The 12020-nt window shown below is 37.5% G+C and carries 11 protein-coding genes and 1 riboswitch; of the genes, 3 read left to right on the top strand and 8 right to left on the bottom strand.

Going from position 1 to position 12020, the window contains the following annotated elements:
* Positions 1-362: 362 nt before the first annotated feature.
* Both C9J34_RS21735 and C9J34_RS19365 read right to left on the bottom strand, forming a co-directional pair.
* Positions 363-584 (bottom strand): hypothetical protein, encoded by a 222-nt coding sequence (locus C9J34_RS21735; RefSeq protein ID WP_153062658.1) that lies wholly within the window; start codon positions 582-584, stop codon positions 363-365.
* A 44-nt stretch (positions 585-628) separates the two neighbouring features.
* Positions 629-1714 (bottom strand): PQQ-dependent sugar dehydrogenase, encoded by a 1086-nt coding sequence (locus tag C9J34_RS19365; RefSeq protein WP_420799142.1) that lies wholly within the window; start codon positions 1712-1714, stop codon positions 629-631.
* Positions 1715-2285: 571 nt separating this feature from the next.
* On the opposite strand from C9J34_RS19365, the gene C9J34_RS19360 reads away from it, so the two are divergent.
* Together C9J34_RS19360 and C9J34_RS19355 are read left to right on the top strand one after the other, a co-directional pair.
* Positions 2286-2699, top strand: coding sequence for a hypothetical protein (locus C9J34_RS19360; RefSeq protein WP_107841819.1), 414 nt, complete (start codon positions 2286-2288; stop codon positions 2697-2699).
* 152 nt (positions 2700-2851) lie between these two features.
* A complete protein-coding gene (locus tag C9J34_RS19355) occupies positions 2852-3400 on the top strand; it encodes a methyltransferase (protein WP_107841818.1) in 549 nt (182 codons plus the stop codon).
* Positions 3401-3755: 355 nt separating this feature from the next.
* Here the strand turns inward: C9J34_RS19355 and C9J34_RS19350 are convergent, their stop codons facing one another.
* Positions 3756-5087 (bottom strand): opine metallophore biosynthesis dehydrogenase, encoded by a 1332-nt coding sequence (locus tag C9J34_RS19350; RefSeq protein WP_107841817.1) that lies wholly within the window; start codon positions 5085-5087, stop codon positions 3756-3758.
* 10 nt (positions 5088-5097) lie between these two features.
* The gene (locus tag C9J34_RS19345; RefSeq protein ID WP_238600721.1) at positions 5098-5904 is read right to left on the bottom strand and encodes a nicotianamine synthase family protein; all 807 of its coding nucleotides are present in this window, start codon (positions 5902-5904) and stop codon (positions 5098-5100) included.
* A gap of 233 nt (positions 5905-6137) precedes the next feature.
* On the opposite strand from C9J34_RS19345, the gene C9J34_RS19340 reads away from it, so the two are divergent.
* Complete coding sequence (locus C9J34_RS19340) at positions 6138-6518, top strand: rhodanese-like domain-containing protein (RefSeq protein ID WP_107841815.1); 381 nt, start codon at positions 6138-6140, stop codon at positions 6516-6518.
* Positions 6519-6864: 346 nt separating this feature from the next.
* On the opposite strand, the gene gcvPB is transcribed toward C9J34_RS19340, so the two are convergent.
* From gcvPB to C9J34_RS19320, 4 genes are all read right to left on the bottom strand, one after another.
* A complete protein-coding gene (gcvPB, locus tag C9J34_RS19335) occupies positions 6865-8325 on the bottom strand; it encodes an aminomethyl-transferring glycine dehydrogenase subunit GcvPB (RefSeq protein WP_107841814.1) in 1461 nt (486 codons plus the stop codon).
* A complete protein-coding gene (gene gcvPA, locus C9J34_RS19330) occupies positions 8318-9664 on the bottom strand; it encodes an aminomethyl-transferring glycine dehydrogenase subunit GcvPA (protein ID WP_107841813.1) in 1347 nt (448 codons plus the stop codon). The genes gcvPB and gcvPA overlap by 8 nt, the downstream gene beginning before the upstream one ends.
* A gap of 74 nt (positions 9665-9738) precedes the next feature.
* Positions 9739-10824, bottom strand: coding sequence for a glycine cleavage system aminomethyltransferase GcvT (gene gcvT, locus C9J34_RS19325; protein ID WP_107841812.1), 1086 nt, complete (start codon positions 10822-10824; stop codon positions 9739-9741).
* 171 nt (positions 10825-10995) lie between these two features.
* A riboswitch (glycine riboswitch) is annotated at positions 10996-11088 on the bottom strand.
* A 169-nt stretch (positions 11089-11257) separates the two neighbouring features.
* Positions 11258-11770 (bottom strand): shikimate kinase, encoded by a 513-nt coding sequence (locus C9J34_RS19320; RefSeq protein ID WP_107841811.1) that lies wholly within the window; start codon positions 11768-11770, stop codon positions 11258-11260.
* Positions 11771-12020: the final 250 nt, after the last annotated feature.

Below are 12020 nucleotides of genomic sequence, written 5' to 3'. Positions count from 1 at the left end.
TTACTGACTTTGTGATGAACCATGTAGACAATAAGATCAACCAAAAAATACATAGCAAAATCGTTACATTTTCATTTTTCATAACAGACACTCTCTTTCAATAACGCTAATATGTTTCCTTAAGGAAAAATATATGCTATAACGAAAGAAAATGCAAGCATAACTTTTATTTATTACGAATTAAATCGCACTTTATCCAGCTAGTAAATCTTTGAGATGCTTTGATAGCAACGTATTGCATCTATTATTTTTTACATAGCCATCCATCAATCTTTCTAACAAATCTAATCATTGCTATTAAAATAAAAGACTACTAGCGTTTGCCTTCACATACGCTAGTAGTCTTCAATTTTTTGATTGCTTTACATTTCTATCTGCCATTGCTCCGCTCTTGCACGGTCATGCCAAAACTTTTTATATCTACCTTCATGAGCAAATAGTTCATCATGTGTGCCAGATTCTATCACTTGGCCATTTTCAATCACAGCGATTGTTGTCGCGTTACGGATTGTATGTAGACGATGTGCTACCATAATGACAGTCTTATGACGTGCTAGTATTTGCAATGCCTCGCGAATATACAATTCATTTTCTGGGTCGATAAAAAATAATTTTGGTTTCTCTCATTTCACTCAAACTGAGAAAGCGATACTCTATATAACTTATCATCACCTTCTTGCCCATTTCCGCGACCATCTAAATTATTGCTAATAAAATACAGATCGTTATCCTCAATGAATACATCCCGAATGCGACCAAAATCTGTTAGCAACTCTCGCTGTTCATTTGTGGTTACATCAAATTCTAAAACAGCATTTCCTCTGAGCGCTGCCACATAGATTTTATCGTTAGCATAACCCATGCCAGATGGAGCCCAAGTATTTTGACTGCCAGAAGTGAATAATGGAGCATGTAGCCCCTCTTGTTCCTCACGCCCTTCAATAATTGGCCAGCCATAATTTTGACCAGCCTCAATCAAATTCATTTCATCATTTCTACTCTCTCCATGCTCACTTGCATACATCGTACCATCTGTTGTCCAAACAATGCCTTGAGGATTACGATGTCCTAAGCTATAAACATAGGAATTTGGAAATGGATTATCAGTTGGTATGGAGCCATCGAGGTTCATTCTTAAAATTTTGCCACCTAATGCTTGCAGATTTTGTGCGATTTCACGCTTAGAAGCATCACCCGTTGTCGCATACAACATGTTATCTGGACCTATTTTAAGCCTGCCACCATGATGATAGGTGCCGCTAGGAATTTGATCAAGCAGCAAGCTTTGTTCTCGCCATACATTATCTTCTAAATGAAGTGTGACAATACGATTAAATTGTCCTGCCCTATCGTCATACGTATAATAGGCATATGCAAGGCTCAATTCAGAAAAATCTGGCGCGAGCACAAATCCAAGTAACCCTGCCTCTGAGGCTGTTGATAGCTCTTTTTCAAGCACTACACGTTGTCGCTCTACTTTCTCCCCTTCTATTTTGACAATGCTGCCAACTCTTTCAGTTAAATAAAACGTATCTCCTTGTTTTTCAATCGACCATGGAATATTTAAATTTTCCACTATCACTTCTAATTCGACAGACGAGGGCATTTCTTGTTGTGTATTATTAGAAATAGTAGGTGCGTTTTGTTGTTCCTTACCAAAGCAACCCGATGCTAAAATAGTTGCTGCAATGGATACTGCGATGATTTTATGCAATTTGATTCCTCCCTCTTTGAGATAGCTACAAGAAGGTTATCACAATCGATTGACAGCCTTCTTGCTTATTACAAAGGTTGACATTCATATTCGCCACTTGGTTCAGTAAAATACCCTATTTTGAAGCGATTAAAACGCATTACTTTATTTACAAATATGTTTATTCATAAAAACAAATGCGATTCCCTCAATTTTATAAACGCATACAGATAGTTTTAATTAAAGCAGCAATCAACCAAAGTCTAAGTCCATGAGGCTAATTTTGTACACACCAACGTTCACTGTACATTTAACTCACTACTTTGTAACATAAAATCTACTACATCTAGTAGCCATTAATGCGATTATATCAAGCATTCTTAAATTTTTATATTTACCGCACTGTACTAAATAAGATCTATTAAAGTGCATGATTGGAGCTAATGCGACATCTATATGGAATAATCAACCTTACTTTATAAATGACACGCTGCTCTCACTTAACGATCAAAAGAAAAAATCCATTTTTAATAAATGGATTCAGACTGTCGATTTAACATATTATTTATCATCACTTTCAAGGAGGTATCTCATGACAAAACCTTGTTTTGTCCAATCGTCAATGCTTGTTTTAGGCGTAATAGGAACCTTTTTAACCCTGCTTCTTTTGGTAAAAAATGAATATTCTTTAGCTGACCAGTCTTCCGAAAATGAACTTAAGCAAGCCTACGCTGAAGAGTTTTCAGCTAAATTACAAAGCACAAATTTTACTTTTGAGGTTTTACAAGCTATAAGAGAAAAAGGCTATCGACCTGATGACTCACTTGGCTTTTTGGTAGAATCACCCCAAAAGCAAGTTATCGCTGTTTATTTGAATAACATAGATCAAGTAGATGAAAAAGTTGTAAAAGATATCCAAGACATTGTAAATATTGCTTCCAAGAACAATGACTTTAATCCATTTACCGTTGAAGTACAAATTTCGCGAAACCATAACTCTTCTTAATCCTCTATTAATATACAAAATGAAATGATCGATAATTCAACCCTAATTTATGATGTTGAACCAAAACCGTAAATAAATGTTGTATATTTCCATTATAAATGATAAGATTTATTAAATTCCAAATCATTTAACTAGGAAAGGTGGAAAACTTTATGAAAAAAATAATGAAGATTACGTCGACAGCATTACTAGCAACAACATTTGCTACGGCTAGTATATATCCTTCAGCAGTTTTTGCTGCAAGTAATGAAGCTACTGATTCGTTAGTAGAAACATCGATTTCATCACAAAATAATATGGAGAAAGCTGTGCAAGCCGCATTAGCAGGTCCTGAAATCAAGAAATTAGAAGTATTAGGTCATGAGTTTAATGTCAAACCAGCTTCTATTGTCAAAAAGGACGATCGCACAATTGTGAATGGACAAATCTCTCATCACTTAAGCTGGCGTCCAGATGACCAAGTATTCTATCATATTGAAATAGAACATGGCGAAGTGAAAAAGGTAGAAATTAAAATCGACCGAGGTGGATGGACAAGTATATCTGCACCACTTCTAGCTACATTAGCACAAAAAAATGATATTCCAGTGACGTTGGAAATGTTGCAAGAGCTTGGTCAAAAGCTTGGAAGTTATATTGATGGAAAATGGGAATATGCAGCAGAAGCCATTGTTTCATCTATTGCTCTATATGTTGAATAAATAGAAAAAGAATTGTTCAATAAATCAATCCCCCTATATTTTACAAATATAGGGGGATTGTTGTTCAATATGAATCATCGTCATCTATAATTTCATACTCTATCAAATTTTCATATGCACTGTTCTTTATGACATAAGTCTTTATTTGTCATACAAATCTTCCTCATAGTTTTTTCTTGAAACAAGATTGGCTGCCAAATAGCGTATCAATTCCTTTTCTATGAAGGTATGTCTGGGCTGTTAACCATCCCCCCTATTATGATGCATCTATCTAATATGTCTTGGCGGTTATGACGTACTTTACATTCTCCATAATAATTTCCTGTGTCTATATATTTCTATTTAACTCAAGCTCCTAACTTCTTATGTTATGTGTATGATTATTTTGTTTTTTCTTCACAAGTAATTCCTTACATATCATCTCAATATCTTGTGAAAAGGATTTTACTTGGAAGGCTTCTGAGTATATTTTATTCTCAGATGAGGCCACTACTTGTTGTAGTTTTTCTTCATAGGTTTGTACAAAATGATCCAACATTGGGCTTTTTAAATTTAAGGCATTAGCAATTCCTTGAATAATTTTCACACGATAGTAATCTTCTTTTGGCATTCTGGGAATATCCCATTCTCCATCATGATTTTTAAAAATATTTCTAATAGGAACTGCTGAAAAATCAAAGTATTTTCCCTCTTGATTGGGCATAGAAAATGGATCAATTAATAAGGAGGCATAACGAATATAGAGCAGATATTCTTGATGTATGGGCTCAAGTTTAGTAAAATTCTCTATTTCTTGTCGGGCTATACTTGCTGGCTGTAATGGGTAATTATCATCTACCATAAACTTTAATAGATTTAAAGGTTGAATATCACAATGCTTCACAATTGCCATCATTTCTTTCCAATAGTTTAATAAATGACGAATCATTGTATAAGTAATGGGCCCTTCCGGATAAAGCTTATACACATATTTTGCCCTTTTTTCCTCGTTAAATATTGCGTTTAATGAAAAATCATTCATAAATAAGGGCGGATGCACATATAGAGATATATTTCTTGTTTCTGCTTCAAGGGGAGACGTTACTTTTTTCAAATGAATTCCCAAATGACGAAATAATTCAGACAATTTAGCTAACCTTTTCGATTTTGAGTAAATTGAACCAATAAAAACCGTTCTCTTTACCCCTGTTGTCAATACTTGATTTGATGGCATTTCCTTTAACCATCTAGTATCTCCATAATAGGTTGAAAAGCTAATTATCTCCGCATGTGGAGATCTATTTTTTAGGAAATTAGCTACTAAATGACTAGAGCCAAATGTAGGAGAAATTAATATAAAACAGCTAGCCCTTTGCAACACTTGTGTATCGATTTGTGCCAATACTGATAAATAAGAATCTGTCGTAACACTAAGTACAATGGTATCCCAATTTCCAGATATTTTATGATAACCCTCAAAAAACGTATTAATTGTACATTCTCCTGCAACAGACTGATGTTGTTTATTTTGTATTGATACCTTAAGTGCAAATTCATGCTGAACAATCGATTCAAAGAAAATTTTAGAGCGCAAAGATTCTCTCCCAGCAATAGCTACTGCATCACTACAATAATTCTTGAAATTCACAGCCAATTGAACTACGGTGGGACCTGTTCCTAACAGTAAAACCTTCTTGAAATAAGTCATAGCCCTCTCCTTATCTAGTTAAGTCATTGCACTTTTGATATAAAATAACATCAAACACACTTTGAGGGTGAATAATTTCCTCGACTATATACCATTTGGTTTCGTCTACTTTCTGCATTGGATAGTTAAAAAGAGACTTTAGCCCATTGCCATAACGCATAGCAATACGTACATCTTTATTTGTTAAATCATATAATTGCCCTAATATGTCATATTTACAGCTAACAGTTGAACTAAATATAATATGACTAATCTGTTGAATCACCTCAAGCTCTCCTACTGATTTATTGTCAATCTGAATGGATAAATGACTTCCTAATTTATTTACTACATGTTTTCCCAAGTGAATCGCTTCATCATCAATATCAATTCCAAAAACTTCCGCGCCTGTTCGTTCCGCAATCCTTAATAATGTTATAGGAAAAGATCCAGACCCCACCAATAGCACCTTCGACTGATTAGTAATTTGAAAACCGCCAAATTCCTTTTCAATGCAGTCTTCTATGTTCCGAAAATAACCAGTGATTTCCTCGCTTTTATCTCTTAATTCTAAAGCTCGATATTTTTCAATGATTCGCACACAAACAGAAGCGTTATTTCTTAGATTCTCAACTAGCGACACTATTTCAATTGATTGCTCTAAATTATTCCAATGTTCTTCATTGGCAGGATTTATAATAAAAGCAGAATAGCCATCAATTATTTGGCATAACGCTAAATATTCACCTATTAGATAAGCATTGTTTTGCTTGATAAATAACTTAAATTTTTCATCAAAGTAATGTAATCTCTTTACAAACGCATCTATCTCCTTCACTTGCCCCACTCCTATGTTTGAGGATTAAAGTTCAATATATGCCGTACCCTTTCACACTATTTCAAAACAGCCCCTGATATTTGACAAAGCTTGTACAAATACAAGAGACAATTGTTGAGCAGTTCCTGATTTTTTGAACACTAGTTAAAAACACTGTCACATCAACGTTCACTGTACATTTATTCTATTATCTTTTATAATAGATTGTGGAAATAGAAAGGGGTTTACTTGCAGTGAAAATTCTTATTACACTACTTATTGTAATCGCTATCGTTGGACTTTACATTTTTATTAGTTCCATACGCTTAAAAAAAGCCGTAACGAATTTAACACAAGACGAATTTATTCAAGGCTATCGCAAAGCACAATTAATTGACTTGCGTGAAACGAAGGAGTTCGATGCTGGGCATATTTTAGGCGCACGCAACATTCCTTCGACACAACTCAATGCGCGTTACAAAGAAATTCGTCCGGACTTACCAGTATACTTATACTGCCAAAACACAGGTCGTAGCGCCCGTGCTGCACTAACATTAAAAAAACGTGGCTACAATCAAATTTACCAACTACAAGGCGGTTTCCGTACTTGGACAGGAAAAATTAAATCTAAATAACAAACACAAAACAAGCTAGTCCACATTCAACTAGCTTGTTTTTTTTGTGACTGTATTATCTTGATTAGCTCGATTTATGGCATTCCGCTTTTATCCACGAAGTTTGATAATTTATCTGCGAGTTCTAGTTTTTATCTGCGAATTTCTTTCACTTATCTGCGGGTTTTAAATTTTATCTGCGCTTTTCTCTCATTTATCTGCGGGTTCTGGTTTTTATCTGCGCTTTTCTCTCACTTATCTGCGAATCCCCCTCATTTATCTATACCTCCTGATTTCATCAAAATTTCTAATCAAATACAAAAAAGACTATCGGAGAAAATTCTTTCCCGATAGCCTCTTGTAGTGATTATTTTGTATAGCGAAGTACTGGTGTACGTGCTGCACGCGCTTCATCTAAGCGTGAAATAACAGTTGTATGTGGTGCTTCTTGAACGATTGAAGGATTTTCTTCCGCTTCCTTCGCAATTTGAATCATTGCGTCGCAGAATGCATCCAATGTTTCCTTCGATTCTGTTTCCGTTGGCTCAATCATAATGCCCTCTTCCACAATCAGCGGGAAGTATACTGTTGGTGGGTGATAGCCAAAGTCTAACAGGCGTTTTGCAATATCCAATGTACGTACGCCCAATTTCTTTTGACGACGACCAGATAATACGAATTCATGCTTGCAATGACGGTCGAATGGTAAATCGAAATATTCCTCTAAACGACGCATCATGTAGTTTGCATTTAATACGGCATATTCTGTTACCGCTTTTAAGCCATCTGGACCCATTGTGCGGATGTATGTGTAAGCACGTACGTTAATACCGAAGTTACCAAAGTATGGCTTCACACGACCGATTGATTGTGGACGGTTGTAATCGAAGTGGAATGTACCATCTTCTTTTTTCACAAGAACTGGCTTTGGTAAAAATGGAATTAAATCTGCTTTTACCCCTACTGGACCTGAACCTGGACCACCGCCACCGTGTGGACCTGTGAATGTTTTGTGTAAGTTTAAGTGTACGCAGTCAAAGCCCATATCGCCAGGACGTGCTTTTGACATAACGGCATTTAAGTTTGCACCATCATAGTAAACTTTACCGCCTACTTCATGGATAATTTTCGCCATTTCGATGATGTTTTCTTCGAATAAACCAACTGTGTTTGGATTCGTTAACATTAATGCCGCTGTATCAGAACCGACAACGCGACGTAAATCGTCTAAGTCAACTAAGCCGTCTTCACCTGATTTAATGGTAATTGTTTCAAAACCTGCAACTGCTGCAGATGCTGGGTTTGTACCATGTGCTGAGTCAGGAACGATCACTTTATTACGATGCCCCTCGCCATTTGCCTCATGGAATGCACGAATCATCATTAATGCTGTCCATTCACCGTGTGCGCCCGCTGCCGGCTGCAACGTTACTTCATCCATACCTGTAATTTCTTCTAATGATGTTTGTAAATCATATAAAAGCTCCATTGCGCCTTGTACTGTTGACTCATCTTGTAATGGGTGAACGTTCGCAAAGCCGCTAAAGCGTGCTACTGCTTCATTAATTTTTGGATTGTACTTCATCGTACATGAGCCAAGTGGGTAGAAGCCTGAATCTACACCGTGGTTACGGCGAGAAAGCGCTGTGTAATGGCGCATAATATCTAATTCAGAAACTTCTGGTAGCTCAGCTGCTTCTTCGCGCACATAGCCTGCTGGTAATAAATCAGCTAAATCATATTCTGGTACATCAAGCGGCTCTAAATTGTAGCCAACACGGCCTGGTTTTGTGATTTCAAAAATGAGTGATTGGTTTTCGTTATGCATTATAAGCCCCCATCTCTGCAACGAATGCGTCAATTTCTTCTTTTGTGCGTAGCTCTGTTACAGCGATTAACGCATGGTTTTCTAATTCTGGATATACACGACCTAAATCGAAACCACCGATAATGCCTTTTTCAATTAAGCCTTTATTAATTTCCGTAACCGATTTTTTCGTTTTTACAACGATTTCATTGAAGTGTGCACCTTGATAAGCAACTTCAAAGCCTGCTGCCTCAAACGCATTTTTCGCGTAGCGCGTTTTGACGATATTGTGCTTCGCTACTTCTTGAATGCCTTGCTTTCCAAATGCTGTCATCGCTACAGAAGCAGCAAGTGCAAGCAATGCTTGGTTTGAACAAATATTTGAAGTCGCTTTATCACGACGGATATGCTGTTCACGTGCTTGTAATGTTAATACATAGCCACGACGCCCTTGATCATCAACCGTTTCACCAACAAGACGACCAGGCACTTTACGCATTAACTTAGATGTTACAGCAAAATAACCACAGTGAGGGCCACCGAAGCCTTCAGAAATGCCGAATACTTGTGCATCACCAACTGTAATATCTGCACCAAGCTTACCAGGAGGCGTTAATACACCAAGTGCTAATGGATTCGCTGATACGACAAGTAACCCTTTTGCGTCATGTGCAATGTCACCAATTGTTTGGATATCTTCAACTTGACCGAAGAAGTTTGGATACTGCACCATCACAGCCGCTGTTTGGTCATCTACTAAGCCTTTTAATGCGTCGATATCTGTTACACCATCTTTTGTTGGCACTGTAACGATTTCGATTGATTGACCGTATGCATATGTTGTGACAACATCCTTGTATTCTGGATGTACAGCACCTGATACAAGAATTTTTTTGCGACGTGTGTGACCTGCTGCAAGCATACCAGCCTCTGCAAGTGATGTACCGCCATCATACATCGATGAGTTCGCTAAATCCATACCTGTTAATTCGGCAATCATCGTTTGGAATTCAAAAATCGCTTGCAATTCACCTTGTGAAATTTCTGGTTGGTATGGTGTGTAAGCTGTATAGAATTCAGAACGAGAAATGACATGATCAACGATTACTGGCTTATAGTGATTGTAAACACCCGCACCTAAAAATGATACGTTTGCTGCTGTATCTTTATTCTTAGCTGCAAGTGCTGCTAACTCCTTCATTAAGGCTGCTTCTGATTTTGCTTCTTTAATGTTGTAAAGCCCTTGGAAGCGTACTTCTTCTGGAATGTCTGAGAATAGCGCATCAATTGAATCAACGCCAACTTTGGCTAACATTTCTTGCTTGTCCTGTTCCGTCATTGGTAAATAACGATGTTTCATGAGAACCCTCTTTTCAACTTAATTATTTTGAACACTTACCTGAATTGTGTGAGAATTGTGTGTGTGCCTGGCACTTAGCGCTTATAAAAAGGTGTTGCCACTGTAATAGCTGGAACTAATTTACCACGAATTTCAATTTCCACTTCTGTTCCTATTTCAGTAAATGCTGTATTTAATAAAGCGACACCGATGTTGCGCTTTGTTAATGGCGACTGTGTACCTGTCGTTACTTCACCGATTTCCACGCCATCTTTAAATACTTTATAACCGTGGCGAGGAATGCCTTTGCCGACCATCTCAACACCAACAGATTTACGTGTTAAACCAGCCTCTTTTTGTGCAATTAATGCTTCTTGACCGATGAATTTCGGCTCTTTTTGAAGCTTCACTGCAAAGCCAATCCCTGCTTCTAACGGAGAAATGTCTTTTGAAAGCTCTTGACCATATAGTGGCAAGCCCGCTTCAAAGCGCAGCGTATCACGTGCGCCAAGACCTGTCGGCACAACTTGCTCTGATTCTAAAATTTTATGCCATAGAGCAACGATTGCCTCTGGTGTTCCATAAAGTTCGAAACCATCTTCCCCAGTGTAGCCACTGCGTGATACAAGTACTTGATGTCCCGCAACATCTACATTATCTTGGAATTTGAAATATTTAATTTCTTTTAAGTCTGTTACCGTTAAAGCTTGTAGTACTTCTTCTGCTAAAGGACCTTGCAACGCGATTTGTGCATACTCATTTGAACGATTTGTGATTGTCACATCGCCTTCTATATGTTGTTGCATCCACTCGAAATCTTTTTCGATATTCGATGCATTCACACATAATAAGTATTGATTGTCAGACAAGCGATATGTTAATAAATCGTCAACAACACCGCCATTTTCATAGCACATTGCACTGTACTGTGCACCACCTACTGCTATTTTGGAAATGTCATTCGATAAGATTTTTTGTAAATACGCAAACGCATCTTCACCTTCTACAAAAATCTCTCCCATGTGTGATACATCAAATAAACCTGCTCGATTGCGTACTGCATCGTGCTCATCTTTAATAGATGAAAATTGCACTGGTAATTCCCATCCACCAAAGTCGATTGTTTTCCCACCATATTGCGCATATGCATCAAATAGCGGCGTGCGTTTTAATTCTGTCATTTCTCGTTCCTCCTCACGTTAATTACATCAAAAAAAGACAGACGAATCCCTTGTATTCGGAATTCTCTGTCCTTTCACCTGAAAGTTACACCTATTATTGATTCATTTCACATAATAGGCTTTCCCCTTTGGTGGCTACTTAAGTGAATTAAGAAGCGCTCTCCAGAGTTGCGTCCTGTACGAGTCTTTTTGCCTGAGAGATTCATAGCTTTGCTACTTGCTCCTTCGGCGACGCCACATCACGTTCTCTCCCCGTACAATCATCCGCAGTAATGATGTTTTAAAATAGAATACTAATCTACAAACTATTCTGTCCTGTTTCTTTGAAAGAATAGAGCTATCTAAGCCATATCCTAACATTAGATGTGATAAAAACGCAATCATTTTTTAATTTTATTACAAAAACCGAACATTCAAAAGAAAAAATACCGTATCATTCGCCTTTCAAACGATTCACTTGAAAGCCGACATATTCCACGATAAGGCGAAGCGTTCTGCCTGCCGTTAACACTTGTATATGCGCCGCTTCTCTGTAAAATTTTCGGCGTTCTAAATAAAGTTGCTGCAATTGTTCCTTTGTAGTGCTTTGGACAATCGGCCGATTTTTATCATTTTTAATGCGCATATATATGTCTTCAAAAGTCGCATCAAGAAAAAATACGAGACCTGTACGGCGCATAATTTTACGATTTTCGGCATTAATCGCTACACCACCGCCCGTAGAGATAATACATGCTTCATCACGAAAATTCTTTAAAAATTCAGTTTCCAACCGCCGAAAATAGGCCTCCCCATATTTGTCAAAAATCTCAGGTATCGTCATACCTTGCTGTCTCACAATTTCTTTGTCCATGTCGTAGTAAGGCATTTTCAAAAAAAAGCTCAATCTTCGCCCTATTGCGCTTTTACCACAGCCCATAAAACCTACTAAATAAATTTTGCGCATTCCCTTCACCTTCTTATCACATCAAAATCAACTACACATTCGCTAGCTCTCGTCCCAATTTTTTATAGGCTAGCCACATATCAGTTACGCCTCGGCTAACTATCGTCCAGATTTTTTCAAACTGCTCATAGCAGAAGTTAACCTAAAAGCGTCACAACATGCGCCAACGGTTAACTGACTTGCATCGTACAGGCCTCTCTTCAAAATCTGTGACATCCGCCGGAGGCTTAGGCCAACACGATGTTGGTCA

Origin of the sequence: Metasolibacillus meyeri, from assembly GCF_003049505.1 — a bacterium.
GTDB classification, from domain to species: Bacteria; Bacillota; Bacilli; order Bacillales_A; family Planococcaceae; genus Metasolibacillus; species Metasolibacillus meyeri.
The sequence above is the reverse complement of the archived record's forward strand: the minus strand, read 5'-3'. Positions and strand labels throughout refer to the sequence as shown.